Below are 19,539 nucleotides of genomic sequence, written 5' to 3' on the forward strand. Positions count from 1 at the left end.
CCCATGATTGAGGCCGTCCGTTGTGCAGCAGATATGCGGATGCTCATGCCAACGGCGGTAGCACGATCCCACGGGATCATTGCCTAATTCTCCGCGACGGTGTGAAAAGTGCTTATCGGGGCCTAAGTGACATGCGATCAAGCAGTGCAGCTTGGCTGAAGCATAATGGAAGACGCATGACAGAAGCGGTTGATGACCTGGCGACTAGGGTTGCCCGATTTGTGCGATCTGATGGCATTCACTCAACGCCTGTCCCTCGGTTGGATCTCATCCGCAGCACCCGGAAAACTCAAGACCTGCATACCGTTCACGAACCTGCGCTGTGCCTTGTCATTCAAGGCGCAAAACGGGTCATGCTTGCCGATCACATCTATGATTATGACCCGGCAAAATACTTGGTGGTGTCTTTCGACTTGCCCATTATCGGCCAGATCACGTCCGCCAGCATGGCAGAGCCCTATCTTTGCATCCGCGTTGGCATTGACGCCGGAGTCCTGTCCGATCTGGCCATTGATATCCCGTGGGACGACGCACCACCGGCAAAAGGGCCGGGGTTGTTTCTGGGTGAAACCACACTGGATATCCTGAATGTGGTCACGCGATTGTTTCAGCTGATTGAAGCACCCGATGATATTCCCGCTCTTGCAAAAATCTACGAGCGCGAGTTGCTCTACCGGATCATCCGCGCGCCCGGGGGGCAGGCCGTGCTGCGGAGCGTCTATGGGCCGGGGCAAGGAAAGCAGATCGCGCGTGTCATCGCGTCGATCAAGAAGAACTACCGCGACCCGTTCGACATGGCCCGGTTGGCCGAAGAAGCCCATCTGCAACCCTCAGCCCTGCATCAGCACTTCAAGGCTGTGACGCTCATGTCGCCCCTTCAATATCACAAGCGTCTTCGCCTTCAGGAAGCGCGCAGGCTGATGCTTTTCGAAGATCAGACTGCCGCCCAGGCTGCATTCTCCGTGGGGTATGAAAGTCCATCACAGTTCAGCCGAGAGTACCGTCGGCAATTCGGCCTGCCCCCCATGAAAGATGTTGAGGCTCTGGCTGGGTCTATCTTGGCGACGGAACCTCAAAATGCGGGGGCAGTCAGGGCAGGACCGACATCAGAGACGGTTCATTGATGGCTATGAAGCTGCCGTTAGCTCGCGTCCCAGCATCCGGAAATTGGGCTCTTTGCGGTCTTCGGATGCGGTTGGGAGATACGAATAGCGTTGCCGCGCGCCAGAGCTTTTCAGTTAGGTCTTCGCCCGAGCCGAAATACAGCGCCCACACACTGAGACAAATCACTGTCCGATTTCGATTGCATTCATTCGCAATGAGCCGTCAGTTTTCTTACATGATAAGCCTCGTCTCCAGTCAGGTTTGTCTCTTATTGGCCGTTGTGGACGCCGGATCGATCATCAAAGCTGTAGATGCGCTTGATATGGAAAGTCGTGTGTCAGCGATGCGCTGAAATAACTTGAGACGTCGCTTGGGACGCAGCTGCTTACCCAAACGACACGGCGTCAGAGCCTCACAGCCATGGCCGCACGGTTCTATCGCCACTGCAGGGAAATGAGCGATCGTTCAAATGCGGCTCTGGAAGAGGTAAGCCAGCACCTTGCTGAGCCCACGGATCCACTTCAGATTACCGGGCATCAAGGTCAGGCCCACCGTACTTTTTGCCACCGCCAACAACGGATGGAGTAATTTCTTTGGTCTGGTTTGCCCAAGCCTTGGCTCCGCACGTCCTATGGGTACCAAAGTGATGTGCTTCGCTTTAGCTGAACAGTAGAATTATGATACCAGCCAATCCAGCATTTCACGAATGGTGCCTCGCCATCACTGGGGTTTTCTGTCCAAGAGCCCCCGCAATGGCACGCTCATCCTTGTCGGAACGCCCGGCGCTCAAGCTGCTTCCATATCGCTGTCGTCATCAAGTGCTGTCGGTTGGCCGCCAGCATTGTGCCGGAAAAAGCTCACCAGCTCACGCAACCTTGCCGCGCGCTCGGCGAGTTGGGTGGCGGAGGCCGCGCTTTCTTCTGCCAGTGCTGCGGTCTGTTGAGTATTACGATCAATCTCGGACACGGCCTGTGTGACCTCGGTAATGCCGACCGCCTGTTCCTCTGACGCCTGACGGATATCACCGATGCTTCTGACAACCTCCTGAACGCCTGCCACGATCTCGGAGAGTGCCTCGCCACTGCGATCCACCAGTTCGGAACCTTCGGTGACCTGTTGGTTGCTGGAGGATATGAGCTGGTTGATCTCCCGTGCTGAGTCAGAAGAGCGCTGCGCCAGGGCGCGAACCTCCGATGCGACGACGGCAAAGCCGCGTCCCGCATCACCGGCCCGTGCGGCCTCCACGCCGGCATTCAGCGCCAGCAGGTTTGTCTGAAAGGCGATGCCGTCGATCACTTCCACGATCTTGCCGATCTCTGCTGTACTTTCGCGGATCCGGGTCATGGCCGAAATCGCATCGTTAACGACCTCGCCGCCGCGCTCCGCGTTCTGTTCGGCGCTTTCAGCCGAGCTGTTCGCGGTCTGCGCGTTGGTCGCAGTACTTTTGACCGTGGCAGAGAGCTCTTCCATCGCTGCCGAGGTCTGCTCCAGCGTTGCCGCTTGCCGTTCTCCCCGCGAGGACAGATCGGTCGAACTCGTCGCAATGGCTTTTGTTTCGTCGGCAATCGCTTCGGATGTCTCAAGGATCCCGATGACCAGTTCTTCGAGACGGATCATCGTCGTGTTGAACGCGGTTCGCAAAGCGACAAAGTCACCGGTGAGCGTATCGGGCAGACGTGCCGTCAGATCACCCTGCGCCAGGGCGTTCAGGCCGGTTGTGAAAGCGTCCATCGCGACCTTTCGGTCGGTTAACTCGGTCGCATACTTGACGACTTTGTAGGGCCTGCCGTTCAGATCGAGGATGGGATTGTACGTGGCCTGGATCCAGATCTCCCGGCCGCCCTTAGCGATCCGCCGGTACTCGGCAGAGAAGAACTGCCCCGACCGCAGGGTTTTCCAGAAGGCGGCATACTCGGCGCTTTCGGCATCCTTCGGGTCTACGAACATGCGGTGATGCTCGCCCACTACTTCATCAAGAGTGTAACCAAGGGTAGTGAGAAAATTGTCGTTGGCATGCAGGATCCGCCCGTCCAGATCGAACTCGATCACCGCCTGGGACTTGGAAATGGCTTCCAGCTGTCCTGCCGCGTCATTGGTCACTGTTTTCGTGTCAGTGATATCGCTTGCGAATTTGACGATCTTCACCGGTTTTCCCGAAGGATCCAGGATGGGATTGTAGGTGGCTTGTATCCAGATTTCGCGACCGTCCTTGGTAATTCGCAAGAATTCACCCGCGTGGAACTTGCCTTGCCCAAGGGTTTGCCAGAAATCACGGTATTCCGCACTGGCGATCTGTTCTTCGGGCACGAAGATTTTGTGATGCTGGCCTTGGATTTCATCCAGATCATAGCCTAGCGTTTTGCAGAAATTATCGTTCGCGGTCACGATATTGCCTGACATGTCAAATTCAATGACCGCCTGCGAGCGGGAGATCGCCTCCAGCTGGCCTGCGGCATCAGCGGCTTTCGCCTTCTCGTCCGTGACATCAATGGCGAATTTGACCACTTTGACGGGTTTGCCGGTCTCATCGAAGACCGGGTTGTAGGAGGCTTCGATCCAGACGGTGCTGCCATCCTTGGCGACCCGCGCAAAATCGCCGCTATGCGAGGAGCCGCTGCTCAGCTTTTCCCAGAAAGATCCGTAATCGGCGCTTTTGGCGTAGTCGTCCGTGACGAAAATCCGGTGGTGCCGCCCTCGGATCTCTTCCAGATCATAGCCCATTGTCGACAGAAAATTCTCGTTTGCATCGAGGATGTTACCCTCCAGATCAAACCAGATGACGGCCTGTACCTTATCCAGCGCGCGGGTGACGGCAATCGCGTCATTTGCCTGGGATAGGGTACTGTCTTTGCGCTTCGTTCTACCAAGTAAATTCATGTCTTCCTCGCAACCGGTGGCGTTGTTTTTCCATGGTTGCCATGCAATCGCCATCATTCGTTAGACACACAGAGCCGTTAAGAACAGACTAACGGGCACCGCAGCTGCAGATGGGTGCTGCGCCGCTGTTAGCCCTTTATTGCTGGCTTTTGCCGCAGGGCGAGAGTTTTTCAGTAAAATGATCTAGAAAGGCTTCGCGTTCCGCGGTGCAAGGCACCGCGCGCTCTGTTCGGCCTATAAGGTACGGCGACGCTTGTTTGGCCGAAGCCTGCGTCCCACCTCGCCGAAAGACTGGCGCCACCCCATGCCGCTGAAAGACCGGATCACCCGTCGCTGCGCCGGACCCGGGCGTTGCCGGCGGTCATCTCTCCCTTGGCGCGATCATAGCGTAGATAGGCGATGCCAGCCGTGTCGCTGTGGCTCAGCAAGGTACCTACCGGCTTGCCATCGGCGGTGATCGCCGACCCTTCTTCGGCGACCCCCATGATATCGACCCGGGCGAGACCCTTGCGCAGCTCTGTCTTGTGCTTCATCCGCGCGGTGACTTCCTGGCCCACATAGCAGCCCTTTTTGAAATCAACGCCGGAGAGCCGTTCGAACCCTGCCTCCAGAATGAAGGTGTCGGGGGTCAGCTCGACCCCGCTTTCCGGGATCAGGTGCGCCACGCGCAGGGCGGTCCAATCCGTTTCATCATCGGTCTGAGGACTGTCACGGTAGGCGCGCCAGCCGAGCTCGGGGTGCCGCGGATCGGGAAACCCGTCCTCAGGGCAGGGGCCGAGCCCGCGGTGCAGATGCAAGGGCACCGGTGTGATCGCCACGTCCGAGCGCAGCTTGTACATCATTAGCCGCTGCATCAGCGTGTCGGCTAAAGCGTCGGCCACATCCAGCAACACAGCCTCGCCGCGTTCGCTCAGAAAGAAGTCAGCGATATATTTACCCTGAGGCGTTAACAGCGCCGCGTAGACGAGACCGTCGGTGATCTTGCCTATGTCATTGGTGATCAGCCCTTGCAGGAAATCGCGCGCGTCGGTGCCGGTGATCTGCAGAATGCGACGTGTGCTCATGGGGCCTCCTCTTGCGGTGTTGAATGTCATATAGAGGCCGCGGCGCCAAGAATAAGGGCCGAGGAAAGAGGGAGTATCATGCGGGCACCGATTTCAGTGGTTATTCCGACCCTGAATGCCGAGGCACATCTGGGCAAGTGCCTCGCTGCGCTGATGCCGGGGCTGGAGGCCGGGTTGATCCGCGAACTTATCATCAGCGATGGCGGGTCGGAGGATGCGACCGTTGCCGCTGCCCGGGCCTGGGGGGCAGAGATCGTCACCGGGCCTGCGTCGCGCGGCGGGCAGTTGGTGCGCGGCTGTGCCGCAGCCTCGGGCGATTGGCTGTTGATCCTCCACGCAGACACCGTCTTGCGCCCGGGGTGGGCGGGCCCTGCGATCGCGCATCTGGAGACTGGCAACGCAGGGTGGTTCAGGCTGGCCTTTGCCGGCGGTGGCTTGGCCGGGCGCGTGGTGGCGGGCTGGGCCAATCTGCGCAGCCGTCTGGGCCTGCCCTATGGCGATCAGGGCATGCTGCTGCCGCGGCCCCTGTATGACACGGTGGGTGGATACAAGGATCAACCGCTGATGGAAGACGTCGCACTGGCGCGCGCGCTCAAGGGCCGCCTGGTCGGCATCGATGCTGTGGCCGAGACCTCGGCTGCCCGCTACCAGGCGCAGGGCTGGGTGCGCCGCGGCCTGCGCAACCTCTGGACACTGGCACGGTATTTCAGCGGCGTCAGCCCCCAGCGGCTGGCCGACAGCTACCGGCGGTAGACCCCGCGCCCTTCGCGGCGGATCGCGCATTGACGCGCGGATGATCCCGGCTACGGTGCGGTCAAACCAAGAGGACGCCACTGCATGTCTGATCCCACCCTGCCGCCTTCCGGTCGCGGCTATCTCGCCATCCCCGGTCCATCGGTCATGCCGGAGGCCGTGCTGAACGCCATGCACCGGCCAGCGCCCAACATCTACGCAGGTGAACTGCCCGAGATGATGCCGGGGATCACCGCGGACCTCAAACGGGTGGCGCGGACGGATGGCCATGTGGCGATCTATATCTCAAACGGTCACGGTGTGTGGGAAGCGGCTCTGGCCAATGTCATTGCGCCGGGTGACCAGGTCCTGGTCCCCGCGACGGGGCATTTCGCCCACGGTTGGGCGGGCATGGCGCGCGGTCTCGGGGCGGAGGCGCAGGTCATTGATTTCGGCAAATCCGCGCCCATGGATCCCGAGCGGGTTGCCGAGGTGTTGCGCAACGACACGGCGGGGCGGATCAAGGCCGTTCTGGCCGTCCATGTGGATACCTCAAGCTCGGTGCTCAACGACATTGCGGCACTCAGGCAGGCCATTGACAGCACTGGCCACCCGGCGCTTCTGATGGCGGATTGTATCGCATCGCTGGGGTGTGATGTCTTCGAGATGGACGCCTGGGGCGTCGATGTGATGGTGACCGGTTGTCAGAAGGGGCTGATGGTGCCGCCCGGCATGGGCTTCGTATTTTTCAATGACAAGGCCGCCCAAGTCAGGGCCGCGATGCCGCGGGTCAGCACCTACTGGGATTGGACGCCGCGAGCCAATGCGACGGATTTCTGGCAATACTGGAACGGCACCGCGCCCACGCACCACCTTTATGGGCTGCGCGCCGCACTCGATCTGATCCACGCGGAGGGGATGGAGGCAGTCTGGGCCCGTCATCATCTGCTGGCTCGCGCGATCTGGGCCGCCTGCGATGCCTGGGGCGCGGGCGGGCCACTCCGGCTCAACATTGCCGACCCGGTGCATCGCAGTCGCGCGGTGACGTCTCTCCACCTTGATCCGCCACAGGCAACCCAGCTGCGCGACTGGACGGAGAGCAATCTGGGGCTGACCCTGGGCATCGGGCTTGGCATGGCTGACAGCAAGGATCCGGACTGGCACGGCCATTTCCGCCTGGGACATATGGGCCACGTCAATGGCCATATGATCATGGGGCTCTTGGGTGGGATGGAGGCTGGCATGAAAGCGCTGAAAATCCCGCAGGGCGATGGTGCATTATCAGCTGCGGCGGGCGTGATCGCGGGGATCTAAAGCATCCTACCTTAATCCTGAGACACTCCGCTTCGCTCAGAGCGCCAGCGCAACAGGCACTGTTGCACAGCACCTTCCGCCTCCGTAAAACAGGAGGCTTGCCTTTGGCAAAACGGGCGGCGCGACCGTGCCACCCTTTGGGCCGGCGCTTCAGCATATAGGTTCGCTGTCTTAGGTTTAAGGTCCGATGCTTTAGCGAGTCGTCTGCAGAGAGCGGTTCCTGTCGCTCAGGCGCGAGGCTCATCCGGGGAAGCAACGTTGGAAGTGGAGCGTTTCACCTCCAGCCAGCCAATCCAGCGATGGACCGCAAAACCTGCCAAAAGCGCGGCGATCAGTCCCCAGAGGGCGAAAATCAGCAGAAGGATCCACGCAAGGTTCACGCCGAACATTGCAATGCAGGCAGTGGTGTAATTCGGCGCTCGGCCCGGCGCATCAGACCGCATAGGCTGTCTTGCCTCTTCTCAGAAGACCTGTGCAGCCTTATTGCGCTGCTTCGGTCAATCCCGTTCCAACCGCCCTCAGCGCAGAGGATAGCACGTCTTCGAGGATTTCCAACTGCGCAGGCGTGCCACAGCTGATCCGGATGCAGCGGTTCTGCGGCGCGGAAAAGGGCATCCTGATAAAGACGCCCCGCGCGACAACCTCGTTCAGGACCGCGCGGGCGTATTCTGCCGTGCCACAACAATCCACTGTCACAAAATTTGCCTGAGACTTCAGAGGTTTGAGCCCGTTTGCCCGCGCGATCTGCCCGATCCTGTTGCGCGATGTCACGACCCGCGCCTGCACCGACCGCAGCCAGGTCTGATCGGTCAGGGCGGCCAGCGCGCCCGCCTGTGCCGCGCGGTTGATCCCGAAATGATTGCGTACCTTGTCAAACGCGGCGATCAATTCCGGCGCACCCATCGCATAGCCGATCCGCGCCCCGGCCAGCCCGTATGCCTTTGAGAAGGTGCGCAGGCGAATGACACGCGGATCGTCCAATGGCAGGTCCAGCCCGACGTCAGTGTGCGCAAACTCGAGATAGGCCTCGTCCAACACCAGCAGGGCATCCTTGGGCAGCGTTTCCATTGCGGCGAGCAGCGCCTCATTGTCCAGAGCCGTGCCCATGGGGTTGTCGGGATTGGCCATATAGACCAGCTTTGCATCGACCTCGGCTGCCTTGGCAAAGAGAGCCTTGGGGTCCTCATGATCATTCTTGTAGGGCACAGTGTGGATCACACCGCCGTAGCCCGTGGCGTGGTAGTTGAAGGTCGGATAGCCGCCTTCGGTCGTGACCACAGTATCCCCCGGTCCCACCATCAATCGCAGCAGGTAGCCCAAAAGCCCGTCGATGCCTTCGCCCACGACGATCGAGGCCATCTCGATACCGTGGTGATCGGCCAGTGCTTCCCGCAGCTCAAAGCTCTCCGGGTCGCCGTACATCCACTGCGGCGTTTCCGCCATCACGCGGGTGGCCATGGGCGAAGGGCCAAAGACATTTTCATTCGCGCCCAACCGCGCATCAAAGAGCTGACCGCGCGCGCGCTCCTGCGTTTCGGGCCCCACGAAGGGCACAGTATCGGGAAGCGAGTCTACAAGCGGCGTCAGTCGAAAACGTGTCATGCGGTCTCTTAAAACGGCTGCCGGGGTTTCGGCAAGACCGAGATTTCCGCAACGTCCTTATGGTCACAGATCCGCCACTGCGATTGGATGGGGTCAGCCAAGGAGTTGCCCAAATGCCGCGTGTTACCGTCACCGTGAAAGATCACATTGCCAGCGTTACGCTGACCCGCCCCGAAAAGCGAAACGCCGTGGACGACGAGATGCTGGAGGCGCTGATCGACGCAGGCGCGCAGCTGTCCGCGTCTGACGCGCGGGCGGTCGTGCTGTCGGGCGCAGGCGCGGGGTTTTGCGCCGGTATCGACATCAGCGGCCTGGGCGGCATGATCGGTCAGGACATTGAGGCGCTGATGATGCCGCGCACCCACGGGCAGGGCACCACGAACCACTGGCAGGAGGCAGCGATGGTCTGGCACCGGCTGGAGATACCCGTCATCGCTGCACTGCACGGGGTCTGCTTTGGCGCGGGGTTGCAAATTGCTCTGGGCGCGGACATTCGCATCGCGGCGCCCGACACGCAGCTGGCGGTGATGGAGATGAAATGGGGCATCGTGCCGGATATGGGCGGGATGGTCCTGCTGCCGCGCCTGGTGCGCTCGGATGTCCTGCGCAGGCTGGTCTACACTGCCACACCGGTTGACGCGGCGCAGGCAGAACGCTGGGGGCTGGTGACGGAGGTGGCGGAGGATCCGCTGGCGGCGGCCCTGTCTCTGGCGGGTGAGATCGCGGGCAAGGGGCCGCGCGCGATCCGGGCGGCCAAGGCGCTTGTTTCCGTTGCGGAACAAGAGGATGAGGCGACCGTTCTGATGGCGGAATCGCGCGCTCAGGCGGGGTTGATCGGTCAGCCGGAGCAGATGGAAGTGATCGCCGCGCAGATGGCCAGACGACCGGCACGGTTTGACTGAAGCGTCATGCGAAAAACCCAAATCACGCAACGCGTTGAAATCCCGATTACAGGCAGCGTTGCGTGATGTTTCGGGTCTTTCGTCAGACGCTCTATACATCGCCGGGAAGCGCACCGCGTCGGACTGGCAGGGCACAGGCGACAGCCTGTGACCAAGGCGCTTACGTAAGCGCCTTGCCAGCGCCTAGCGCATGAATCTGCGTCGGGCCTCGCGGGCAATCTCGTAGCGCAGCTCAAGATCGGCGCAGCTTTGTGACGCGGCTTTGCGGGCCTCTTCCGTTGTGGCGGTGCGAAGGCGCGCGCGTGCGGTATCCAGTTGCGTTTTCAGGGCAAACTCCTCGGGCAGCACGCCTGCCTCGGCCATGATCCGCATGCCGGTGGCAACCGCGTCGGTGCCGCCGGGGCGGTCGGGCAGGGGCTGCCCTTCGCCCTTCAGACCGGTCAGCTGTCCGCTGGCGCGGGCCTTGGCGATCTGACGTTCGGCGAGGGTGCGAAAGCGGCGCATGCCCGCATCCTACCCCAGTTCGGCAAGGCGGGCGAGCGCATCCCTGAGTTTGGCTTCTTCTTCTTCGCGCAGGGCGAGGTTGGCGCGGGTTTCCTCGACCACTTCTGCGGGGGCTGACGCGGCGAATTTGGGGTTTTTCAGCCGGCCACGCAAGCCGCCGAGCTCTTTTTCGAGCTTGCCAAGTGTCTTTTCAAGACGTGCTTTTTCCTCTGCGATATCAATGACATCAGCGAGTGGGAGCCCGAAGGTGCCGCCGGTGACGGCGAGGGTGACGGTGCCTTTGGGGAAGTCTTCCACATGGCTGAGATCTTCGACGCGTGCGAGACGCTTGATCATGGTCTCGTTCCGTTCCCAGGCGGATTGGCCTGCGGCGTCGAGATCGGTCACCGTCAGCGGCACGTAGGCGCCCGCGGGCACGTGCATCTGCGCGCGGGCGGAGCGGATCGCCTCGATCAGCGAAATCACCCAGTTCATCTCCTGATCTGCGGCGGCGTCCACCAGATCGGCGACGGTGTAGCTGGGCCATTCTGTGAGGGCTAACATCTTGGATCTGTTGCCTGTTTCTGACCAGAGCTCCTCGGTGATGAAGGGCATGACCGGGTGCAGCAGCACCATGCACTGATCGAGCACCCAGGCCATGGTGGCCCGCGTCTCCGCCGCAAGATGGGCGTTGGCCTCATCCTGCAGCAGCGGCTTGGACAGCTCCACGTACCAGTCGCAGACCTTGCCCCAGACAAAGGCGTAGGCAGCGTTTGCGGCGTCGTTGAAGCGGTAGGTGGAGAGCGCCGCGTCGATCTCTTCGCGGACCTTGGCGGTCTCTCCGATGATCCATTTATTCACTGTCTGTGTGACGTCGGTATCGGGTCGGTATTGCGTCGGTATCACGTCGGTGCGTGGCGCGCGGTGGGTAAAGACGTCGTTCATCTCCGCAAAGCGGCAGGCGTTCCACAATTTGGTGCCGAAGTTGCGGTACCCGGCGATCCGCTGTGTGGAGAGTTTCAAGTCGCGCCCCATGGCGGCCATTGCCGTGAGTGTGAAGCGCACTGCATCGGCGCCGTATGCGTCGATCATGTCGAGCGGGTCGAGCACATTGCCGAGCGACTTCGACATCTTCTTGCCCCGCTCGTCGCGGACGAGCGCGTGAACATAGACGGTGTCAAAGGGCTTCTGGCCCACGACGGCATATTGCATCATCATCATCCGCGCGACCCAGAAGAAGATGATGTCAAAGCCGGTGATCAGCGTGGAGGTCGGGAAGTATTTTTGGAGGGCTGCGTTGGCCGCGTCCTGTTCAGCGTCGCCGGTCCAGCCCAGCGTGCCAATGGGCCAGAGGCCGGAGGAGAACCAGGTATCGAGGACGTCGGGGTCTCGGCGAAGAAGGGCGACAGGGACCCCTAGTTCTCTAAAGTCTTTGATTTTCTCGGACTGAGCAACGGGCTTGCTCATCACAGAAAGGCCTTTTGGAACGTCCATGCCCGCCGCCAACAAAGCTCGATTTACGGAGTCCGAGTGCCGATCAACGTCAGAAAACTCTTCATCTATTAAAATGAGCGTGCCTTTCGGGTAAGTTTCAGTTGCCAGCCTGTAGGCATCATCCTTGGTTGCGGCGCAGAACATCTCGTCTTCTCCGGCACGAATAGTTCCGTCTGGTAGGATTTTCGGACCGAACCAAACCGGGATCTGATGCCCCCACCAGAGCTGGCGGGAGATGCACCAGGGCTCGATGTTTTCCAGCCAGTTGAAGTAGACCTTTTTATCCTGCTCGGGGTGGATGGTGACATCGCCCGAACGAACCGCATCAATCGCGGGCTGGACGATCTTGGCGGTTTCGACGAACCATTGGTCGGTCAGCATCGGCTCGATAACCACCTTTGAGCGGTCGCCGAAGGGCTGCATGATCTTTTTGGCCTCGACCAAGGGCACCATGGCATCCCCGGCTTGACCGGGGATCTCGTCGGTTGGTGTGGGCGCGTCGGGGGTGTGAGATCCTCGGGTCGAGCCCGAGGATGACGGTGGGGGGGTGTCGGGAGATCCTCGGGTCGAGCCCGAGTATGACGCAGAGGCAGACGAGGAGGGCGCAGAGGCGGGCGTGGAGGGCGCAGAGGCAGACGTGGAGGGCGCGGAGGTAGGCGCGGAGGGCGCGGAGGCGGGTGAGGAGGGCGTTGTCGCCTCAGGCGTGTCCGGCTCGGCGGGGATCATCACGGCGAGGCCTTCCTCGGTGATCTGGGCCACGACCTGTTCGCGCGCCTGCGGGCCGCTGTCCTCGCCTTTGACGAAAAAGCGGTTGAGGCCCCGCAAGTCGTCCGGGACGAGGTTGATTGCGTCGGCTTCGGCCTCCGAGAGGGTCCGGTTGCCCTTGGCCACGTCCATGGCGATGGCGGCGGCTTCGGCGTAGGGCGCGCCGTCACTGCGCATGTGTCCGCTGGTGTCCAGCAGGCGGTACATGGGGATGCCCGCGCGTTTGGCGACAGCGTAGTCGTTGAAGTCATGTGCGCCGGTGATCTTGACCGCACCGGAGCCGAAGTCGGGGTCCGGATACTCATCGGTGATGATCGGGATCAGGCGGCGGTGTTCCTTGGGTCCCACGGGGATTTCGCAGAGCTGGCCCACGATGGGGGCGTAGCGCGCGTCCGACGGGTGGACGGCGACCGCGCCATCGCCCAGCATCGTTTCGGGCCGGGTGGTGGCGATGGAGATATAGTCGCGGGTCTCGCGCAGGGTCTCTTTGCCGTCTTCGTCCTTTTCGACGTATTCATAGGTCGCCCCGCCCGCCAGCGGATATTTGAAGTGCCACATATGGCCGTCGACTTCGATGTTCTCGACTTCGAGATCGGAGATGGCCGTCTCGAAATGGGGGTCCCAGTTGACCAGGCGCTTGCCGCGGTAGATGAGGCCATCGTTGTACATCTGCACAAAGACCTTGATGACCGCATCGTGGAAGTTGGGGCCCTGGCCTGCGTCCGGGTCGCCCGGTGCACCGCCCATGGTGAAGGCCTCGCGCGACCAGTCGCAAGAGGCGCCAAGGCGTTTGAGCTGCCCGATGATGGTCCCGCGCGATTTGACCTTTTGCTGCCAGACCCGTTCGACGAATTTCTCGCGGCCCATGTCGCGGCGGTTGGGTTCCTGATTGAGCATCATTTCGCGTTCGGTCACCATCTGCGTGGCGATGCCTGCGTGGTCGGTGCCCGGCTGCCAGAGCGTGTCGTGCCCGCGCATGCGGTGCCAGCGGACCAGAATATCCTGCAGGGTGTTGTTGAAGGCGTGGCCCATGTGCAGCGATCCCGTCACGTTGGGCGGCGGGATCATGACGCAGAAGGTGTCGGCGCCTTCCTTGGCGCCTGCACCCGCGGCAAAGCATCCCGCGTCGGTCCAGGCGGCATAGAGCCGGGCTTCGGCCTCTTGGGCGTCGAATGATTTGTCCATGGCCATGGGGTCGTGTCCGTCGTGATTTCGGGTCTGGGTGTGCTCTATCCAAAGTCATGGGCGAGGGGAAGGGGAGGTGTTTGCGCGCATCCGGCTGCTGGCCACTGGACAAGCGGGCGGCTGCCGCTACCCTCCGCCTCGGGCCAGCGAGGTGAAGGAGCGCGCGTCATGGAAAAATTCGGCAAGTCGCAATCGATCAAACGGGTCGAGGATGTGCGCTTTCTGACGGGGCACGGGCGGTATGTGGATGATATCGCGCCTGCGGATGCCTTGCGGGCGTTCGTGTTTCGCGCGCCGGTGGCGCATGCGGTTATCACTGGGCTCGACGTGTCGGAGACGCGGGCGGCGGCGGGTGTGGCGGCGGTGCTGACGGTCGGGGATCTGGAGGCGGCCGGCATGGACATCGCCATGTACGGGGCCACGATCAAGAACCGCGATGGCACCGATGGTGCGGCACCGGAGCGCCCGTTGCTGGCCAAGGGCAAGCTGCGGTTCGTGGGTGAGCCGGTGGCCTTCATCGTGGCGGAGACGCTGGAGCAGGCGCGCGATGCGGCGGAGCTGATCGAGCTTGAATATGACGATTTGCCCGCCAAGCTCGATCTGGCGGCGGGTGGTGCCGCGGTACACGAGGATGTGCCGGACAACCGTGCCTTTGACTGGGGCATTGGCGATCAGGACGCGACGCAGGCCGCCTTTGACGCCGCGGCCCGCGTGGTGCGTCTGGAGGTCGGTGACAACCGGATCATCGTGAACTCGTTGGAGCCGCGCGGCTGCTATGCCGAGTGGGACGCGGGGCGCGTGCATGTCTCCCTGGGGGGACAGGGGGTCTGGGGGCAGAAGGACTTTATCGCAAAGTCCTTGGGCCTAGCGGAGGAGGCCGTGCGGGTGACGACGCCGGATGTGGGCGGCGGCTTCGGGATGAAGGGGTTTCCCTACCCTGAGTATGCGCTGGCGGCGCAGGCGGCACGGGTGACGGGGCGCCCGGTGCGCTGGATGTCGGAGCGCACGGAGGCGATGCTGAGCGACAATGCGGGCCGGGATCTGACCTCCACTGCGGAACTGGCGTTGGGCGCAGACAACCGGATCACCGGTTACCGGGTGCATACGCGCTGCAACCTCGGCGCCTACAACAGCCACTTCGGCCAGTTCATCCAGAGCCAGCTTTTCAGCCGGGTGTTGACCGGCGTCTACGACATCCCCGCCAGTTGGCTGCAGGTGGAAGGGTTCTATACCAACACCACTTACGTGGATGCCTACCGCGGGGCGGGGCGGCCCGAGGCGATTTATGTGCTGGAGCGTCTGATCGACCGCGCGGCGCGGGAGCTGCGGGTGGATCCTGTGGCCCTGCGCCAGCAAAACTTCATCAAGCCCGCGCAGTTTCCCTATGCCACCACCATGGGCGAGACCTATGACGTGGGTGATTTCAACCGCGTTCTGGACCGCGCATTGGCGCAGGCGGATTGGCAGGGTTTTGCCGGGCGTCGCAAAACCGATGCAGACCAAGGGCTTATGCGAGGCGTTGGCCTGTGTTACTATATCGAAAGTATTTTGGGCGATCCTTCGGAGACGGCGAAGGTCGCGTTTAACGAGGATGGTACGGTGACGATCTACGTGGGCACGCAATCCACAGGCCAGGGGCATGAGACGGTTTATGCCGCCTTTCTGGCTGATCAGACCGGCATTCCCGCAGAGAAAATCACCGTGGTGCAAGGCGACAGCGACCGGATCGCCAGCGGTGGCGGCACGGGCGGGTCCCGCTCTGTCACGGTGCAGAACACGGCGACGCTGGCGACCGTGGACAAAATCAGGGCCGATTTTACCGATTTCCTGGCGGATGAGATGGGGGTTCCGGCGGCCCGGATCAGCTTTGACGATGAACGGTTCCGCGCCGAAGGGTCGAACCTGACCCCGACGATGCTGGAAGTGGCCGAGATGGCGCGCGCTAAGGGCCGCGATGATCTGCTGGTGCAGGAAGAGCGCGCCACCCTGCCGGGCCGCAGTTTCCCCAATGGCTGTCATATCGCGGAGGTCGTGATCGACCCGCAGACCGGCGTGACCACCGTCGATCGTTACACGGTCGTGGATGATTTCGGCAATCTGATCAATCCCATGCTGGCCGAAGGTCAGGTGCACGGCGGCGTGGCGCAGGGGATCGGGCAGGCCCTGACGGAGCATGTGGTCTTTGACGAAGACGGGCAGCTGCTCACGGCATCGTTCATGGATTATGCCATGCCAAGGGCTGATGATATGCCGATGTTTTCCTTTTCGTCAGAGCCAGTGCCGTCCACTGCCAATATCATGGGCATGAAGGGCTGTGGCGAGGCGGGGACCGTGGGCGCGCTGGCGGCCATTGCGAACGCGGTACAGGACGCATTGTGGGACAGCGGGGTCCGTCAGGCGGACATGCCCTTTACCCCGCACAAGGTTTGGGAGCTTTTGAACGGTGAGGCGCTGGCAGCGGAATAACGAGCAACACGCGTGCCGACTGCCGCGCGACGGCGGCGGGCTGCTCGGTATGGCCGTGCCCCGTGTCGCCATGCGCGCGACGCGGAGCGATCCTCGCGGTTCCGGCGACGACGAACCCGGCCGGGTTGCCCGCATCTGCGGTGGTTTTGTCGGGCGGCCTTGGGCAGCTGCGCCTGCTTGCCTCGATCATGGGCACAATGGCAGGCGGGCGGCGCGTGCTCGCGGCGATGCGCGGGGCCCGGCAAATGCTGCTGCGCTGAGGCCAAGACCTCGTGATCGCGGCGAGGGGGGGCGAGACAGCTTTGCCCCGGTCCCTGTCGACGATACCGGGCGCGCGGCACGGGGCCGTTCAAAGCGTTTTGGCGGGGTGCAAGTCCGAAAGACGGCGCCTGCGTGCACAAAGCGTGACGGTAGGACGCTCCGCCAGATCGCTGGGCGGTCATCGGCGCAGAGACGCGAAGGGCTTTTCACGGTATATCGCGCCGCAAGTTTGGCGTGCGAGACAGACGGGTGGCGCACGCCCTCGGACACCCGGCGGCGGTGTCCTTTCCTCTGTGCGAACGCAGCGTCTGGCAGGGATGCCGCCCCGTCCGCAGGGGCTCGGCACCGCCCCATATTATCCGCTGACCGGGCCCGCGGCCCCGCATCGGCCCATGCCGTCGACGGTCGGACGGTGCGGCGCATCGGCGCTGGCGCGAGGGTCACCCCATGAGCCGGGCGCAGCGCCAAAAACTCCGCGCCATGAGCCCGGTACGGCGCAAGATCCTGCGGTTCTTCACCCCGCGGTTCTGGCGGAGGCCCGACAGTGATTTCGGGCCGCGCCGGGGTCCGGTGATCCATGTGGTGATCCTGGACGGCACCATGTCGTCGCTGGAACCCGTCTGCCGGACCAACGCGGGCCGTGCCTATCATCTGTGCCGCCGCATGGGCAGCGCGCTGTCGATCTATTATGAACCGGGGTTGCAGTGGCGCGACTGGCGCTCGGCCATGGCGGTGATGACCGGGCGTGGCATCAACCGGCAGATCCGCCGCGCCTACGGGTATCTGGCGTCGCGCTACCGGCCCGGTGACAAGATCTTTCTGCTGGGCTATTCGCGCGGCGCCTATGCGGTGCGGAGCCTGGCGGGGGTGATTGACCAGATGGGCCTGCTGAGCGCGGATCACGCCACGGAACGCAATATCCGCGACGTCTACCGCCATTACGAGGGCGACCCCCGCAGCGAAAGTGCGCGCCGGTTCGCGGCGGCCCATTGCATGGACAGCATCGAGATCGAGATGATCGGGGTCTGGGACACGGTGAAATCGCTGGGGTTCAATGCGCCTGTCCTGTGGCGGTTGAGCGAAAAGCACCACGCGTTTCACAACGACCACCTCAGTCACAACGTCAAGGCGGGGTATCAGGCGCTGGCGCTGGACGAGACGCGGGTGGCCTATAAGCCGGTTCTGTGGTCTTCGCCCGATGGGTATCAGGGCCGGGTGGAGCAGGTCTGGTTTTCCGGCACCCACGGCGATGTGGGGGGGCAGCTCGGTGGATATGAGGCAGCGCGCCCCCTGGCGAATATTCCGTTGGTCTGGCTGCTGGAGCGGGCGCAGATGCACGGGCTGCCGTTGCCCGAAGGGTGGAGCGGCGAGATCGCGCAGGACGCCACAGCCCCCATGCTGGGCACATTTCGGGGCCATGGCCGCTGGTTCATCACCCGGCGCGCGCGCAAGCCGCTGCAGACCCCCTCTGAACAGCTGCATGACAGCGTGATGTTGCGCCGGTCTGTTCAGCCCGCACCGCGGGGCTGGATGGGCTTTGGCAAGACGGTGTAAGAGGGCAGTCACGCCGGGAGCGTCGTCCGACCGCAGGAAAGGCCGCACATGAAACGTCTGATGCTGTGGCTCGGGGCCCTGTGTGTCGCGCTGGCGGGGACAGGGCTGGTGGTGCTTGACCGCTTTTCCCTGCCGGGACCAGCGCGTGTGTCGGAGCTGGTGTTCGAAGTTGCAGGGCAGCCGGTTGCGGGCACGCTCGTCTTGCCTCCGGAGGCGGCATCGGCGGTGGTGCTGCTTGTGCACGGCGACGGGCCGCAGGATCGTTGGTCAGACGGGGGGTATTTCCCGCTGGTCCAGGCGCTGCTGGCGGCGGGCATCGGTGTTTTTTCCTGGGACAAGCCCGGTGTCGGGCAGAGCGGCGGTGATTGGCTGGCGCAATCCATGCAGACCCGCGCGGATGAGGCGGCGGCGGCGCTGAGATTTCTGCGTGATCGCGAGGGTATCGCAGCGGGAAGGCTGGGATTTCTGGGGTTTTCGCAGGCCGGATGGGTGGTGCCACAGGCGGCCATGACCGCGGATGCAGCTTTTGTGGTGCTGGTGGGCCCGGCGGTCAACTGGCGCAGGCAGGGTGCTTATTTCACCCGTCGGCAGTTGGAGCGCGCGGGCCTCGGGCCGGAAGACGTTGCGGAGGCTGTGGCGCGGAACCTGGCCGAGAACGACGCCTTGTTCGGCGCGCAAGGTACCTCTTGCACAGACCGTCCTGATCTAAGCGCCGCGCGCTGCGGTTTCGTCAGGCGCAACTACGGCGCCGATGCAGGTGCTGCCAGCCTGGCGATGACCATGCCGGTGCTGGTGATGGTGGGCGCTGAGGATCTCAACGTGGATCCCGGTGAGACGGCAGAGGTCCTCGGACGCAACCCGCGCCACGATGTGCGGATCATCCCGGCGGCGACCCACAGCCTGTTGCGTGCGCGGCACTACAATCATCAAACACCGCAAGACTGGCCGCTAAGCGCGCAGCTCAGGTTCCTGCTTGCCGGGCAGCGGGCATATGCGCCCGGTGTGCTGGATCAGATCACCGGTTGGATTCTGCAGCAGCCGTAGGCATGCACTGGCGCGGCGAAAACCCCGCGCCAGTGCCCGCATCAGAGCCGCCACTGCGGCAGTGGCACCGGTGGCGGCTCCTCAATGGGCGGTAACCCCACATCCTGACGCAGATGAGCCGGCAGGACCGCGTGGCCGCGCGGCGGGGCACCGGCACGCCGGGTTGGGGGTCTCGCGATCCGGGCGACAAGCCGCAGCAAGAGCCCGCGCGAGCGGTTCAGGGGGAGGTAGATTGAAATACCGGGCATAGTGCTCTCCTTTGAAGGGGGGAAAGCCGCCACATGAAGGGGGATAGATAAAAGGCCGCATCACGTGGCGGCCTTTGAGGGGGGAAACCTGTCGGACCGCTTACCGGGCGTGTACGCCTTGCGCTTTCAGCATATCGGACGGCAAACGGAACATGATGTCTCTTTCCTGGTCAGAAGGTTTCCTGCTTGATCTCGTAGCAACTATGGTGCGTCTTTTCAACTCATGCGCAATGCAGTGGTCGAAAATTGCCGATTGCGCCGTCTCTGGCGGTGAGCGGACGCAGCGATCCGGCGGCATGCAGTTCCCGTGAGCCAATAAGTCGTGACCGGATGAAGGGTGCGGAACCGGTCCGCGTTTTTGGTGTCGCACGAACCGCGTGGGGCAACCAGAGGTGAAGACAGGCGACCCACTGGATGCCGCAAAAGGTCCTCAGCCCGCGCAGG

Annotated in this window: 14 protein-coding genes; 7 read left to right on the top strand and 7 right to left on the bottom strand. The window is 62.7% G+C overall.

Annotated features, from left to right (window positions below):
* Window positions 1–101: 101 nt before the first annotated feature.
* The gene (locus Q1A53_RS12110; protein WP_299966857.1) at window positions 102–1,124 is read left to right on the top strand and encodes an AraC family transcriptional regulator; all 1,023 of its coding nucleotides are present in this window, start codon (window positions 102–104) and stop codon (window positions 1,122–1,124) included.
* A gap of 766 nt (window positions 1,125–1,890) precedes the next feature.
* Here Q1A53_RS12110 and Q1A53_RS12115 read toward each other — a convergent pair.
* Both Q1A53_RS12115 and Q1A53_RS12120 read right to left on the bottom strand, forming a co-directional pair.
* A complete protein-coding gene (locus tag Q1A53_RS12115; RefSeq protein WP_299966859.1) occupies window positions 1,891–3,981 on the bottom strand; it encodes a PAS domain S-box protein in 2,091 nt (696 codons plus the stop codon).
* Window positions 3,982–4,304: 323 nt separating this feature from the next.
* A complete protein-coding gene (locus Q1A53_RS12120; protein ID WP_299966861.1) occupies window positions 4,305–5,045 on the bottom strand; it encodes a folate-binding protein in 741 nt (246 codons plus the stop codon).
* Window positions 5,046–5,123: 78 nt separating this feature from the next.
* Between Q1A53_RS12120 and Q1A53_RS12125 the strand changes: the two genes are divergently transcribed.
* Window positions 5,124–5,798 (top strand): TIGR04283 family arsenosugar biosynthesis glycosyltransferase, encoded by a 675-nt coding sequence (locus tag Q1A53_RS12125; RefSeq protein ID WP_299966863.1) that lies wholly within the window; start codon window positions 5,124–5,126, stop codon window positions 5,796–5,798.
* An 84-nt stretch (window positions 5,799–5,882) separates the two neighbouring features.
* Complete coding sequence (locus Q1A53_RS12130) at window positions 5,883–7,091, top strand: aminotransferase class V-fold PLP-dependent enzyme (protein WP_299966865.1); 1,209 nt, start codon at window positions 5,883–5,885, stop codon at window positions 7,089–7,091.
* A 227-nt stretch (window positions 7,092–7,318) separates the two neighbouring features.
* On the opposite strand, the gene Q1A53_RS12135 is transcribed toward Q1A53_RS12130, so the two are convergent.
* Entirely contained in the window at window positions 7,319–7,480 is a 162-nt protein-coding gene (locus Q1A53_RS12135; RefSeq protein ID WP_299966867.1) for a hypothetical protein, read from the bottom strand.
* Window positions 7,481–7,571: 91 nt separating this feature from the next.
* A complete protein-coding gene (locus Q1A53_RS12140) occupies window positions 7,572–8,693 on the bottom strand; it encodes a pyridoxal phosphate-dependent aminotransferase (protein ID WP_299966870.1) in 1,122 nt (373 codons plus the stop codon).
* A gap of 113 nt (window positions 8,694–8,806) precedes the next feature.
* Here Q1A53_RS12140 and Q1A53_RS12145 point away from each other — a divergent pair, with 113 nt between their 5' ends.
* Window positions 8,807–9,595, top strand: coding sequence for a crotonase/enoyl-CoA hydratase family protein (locus Q1A53_RS12145; RefSeq protein WP_299966873.1), 789 nt, complete (start codon window positions 8,807–8,809; stop codon window positions 9,593–9,595).
* A 183-nt stretch (window positions 9,596–9,778) separates the two neighbouring features.
* Here Q1A53_RS12145 and Q1A53_RS12150 read toward each other — a convergent pair whose 3' ends face one another.
* Both Q1A53_RS12150 and Q1A53_RS12155 read right to left on the bottom strand, forming a co-directional pair.
* Window positions 9,779–10,099 (bottom strand): DUF1992 domain-containing protein, encoded by a 321-nt coding sequence (locus tag Q1A53_RS12150; RefSeq protein WP_299966876.1) that lies wholly within the window; start codon window positions 10,097–10,099, stop codon window positions 9,779–9,781.
* 9 nt (window positions 10,100–10,108) lie between these two features.
* Window positions 10,109–13,528, bottom strand: coding sequence for a valine--tRNA ligase (locus Q1A53_RS12155; RefSeq protein ID WP_299966879.1), 3,420 nt, complete (start codon window positions 13,526–13,528; stop codon window positions 10,109–10,111).
* Window positions 13,529–13,690: 162 nt separating this feature from the next.
* On the opposite strand from Q1A53_RS12155, the gene Q1A53_RS12160 reads away from it, so the two are divergent.
* The 3 genes from Q1A53_RS12160 (at window position 13,691) to Q1A53_RS12170 (ending at window position 18,847) form a co-directional block, all read left to right on the top strand.
* Entirely contained in the window at window positions 13,691–15,988 is a 2,298-nt protein-coding gene (locus Q1A53_RS12160) for a xanthine dehydrogenase family protein molybdopterin-binding subunit (RefSeq protein ID WP_299966882.1), read from the top strand.
* Between the two features lie 708 nt (window positions 15,989–16,696).
* Complete coding sequence (locus Q1A53_RS12165) at window positions 16,697–17,803, top strand: DUF2235 domain-containing protein (protein ID WP_299966885.1); 1,107 nt, start codon at window positions 16,697–16,699, stop codon at window positions 17,801–17,803.
* A gap of 48 nt (window positions 17,804–17,851) precedes the next feature.
* Window positions 17,852–18,847: an alpha/beta fold hydrolase gene (locus Q1A53_RS12170; protein ID WP_299966887.1), complete on the top strand. Its 996-nt coding sequence runs from the start codon at window positions 17,852–17,854 to the stop codon at window positions 18,845–18,847.
* 41 nt (window positions 18,848–18,888) lie between these two features.
* On the opposite strand, the gene Q1A53_RS12175 is transcribed toward Q1A53_RS12170, so the two are convergent.
* Window positions 18,889–19,095 carry a hypothetical protein gene (locus tag Q1A53_RS12175; protein WP_299966890.1) on the bottom strand — a complete coding sequence of 69 codons (207 nt, stop codon included), beginning with the start codon at window positions 19,093–19,095 and terminating at the stop codon, window positions 18,889–18,891.
* Between the last annotated feature and the right edge of the window lie 444 nt (window positions 19,096–19,539).

Source organism: uncultured Roseobacter sp. (assembly GCF_947496515.1).
Lineage (GTDB): Bacteria > Pseudomonadota > Alphaproteobacteria > Rhodobacterales > Rhodobacteraceae > Roseobacter.

Coding starts and splice junctions, on each gene's coding strand:
- Q1A53_RS12150 (WP_299966876.1), bottom strand. CDS start 10,099: ATGCGCCGCTTTCGCACCCTCGCCGAACGTCAGATCGCCAAGGCCCGC.
- Q1A53_RS12130 (WP_299966865.1), top strand. CDS start 5,883: ATGTCTGATCCCACCCTGCCGCCTTCCGGTCGCGGCTATCTCGCCATC.
- Q1A53_RS12165 (WP_299966885.1), top strand. CDS start 16,697: ATGAGCCGGGCGCAGCGCCAAAAACTCCGCGCCATGAGCCCGGTACGG.
- Q1A53_RS12175 (WP_299966890.1), bottom strand. CDS start 19,095: ATGCCCGGTATTTCAATCTACCTCCCCCTGAACCGCTCGCGCGGGCTC.
- Q1A53_RS12145 (WP_299966873.1), top strand. CDS start 8,807: ATGCCGCGTGTTACCGTCACCGTGAAAGATCACATTGCCAGCGTTACG.
- Q1A53_RS12170 (WP_299966887.1), top strand. CDS start 17,852: ATGAAACGTCTGATGCTGTGGCTCGGGGCCCTGTGTGTCGCGCTGGCG.
- Q1A53_RS12115 (WP_299966859.1), bottom strand. CDS start 3,981: ATGAATTTACTTGGTAGAACGAAGCGCAAAGACAGTACCCTATCCCAG.
- Q1A53_RS12125 (WP_299966863.1), top strand. CDS start 5,124: ATGCGGGCACCGATTTCAGTGGTTATTCCGACCCTGAATGCCGAGGCA.
- Q1A53_RS12155 (WP_299966879.1), bottom strand. CDS start 13,528: ATGGCCATGGACAAATCATTCGACGCCCAAGAGGCCGAAGCCCGGCTC.
- Q1A53_RS12140 (WP_299966870.1), bottom strand. CDS start 8,693: ATGACACGTTTTCGACTGACGCCGCTTGTAGACTCGCTTCCCGATACT.
- Q1A53_RS12160 (WP_299966882.1), top strand. CDS start 13,691: ATGGAAAAATTCGGCAAGTCGCAATCGATCAAACGGGTCGAGGATGTG.
- Q1A53_RS12135 (WP_299966867.1), bottom strand. CDS start 7,480: ATGTTCGGCGTGAACCTTGCGTGGATCCTTCTGCTGATTTTCGCCCTC.
- Q1A53_RS12120 (WP_299966861.1), bottom strand. CDS start 5,045: ATGAGCACACGTCGCATTCTGCAGATCACCGGCACCGACGCGCGCGAT.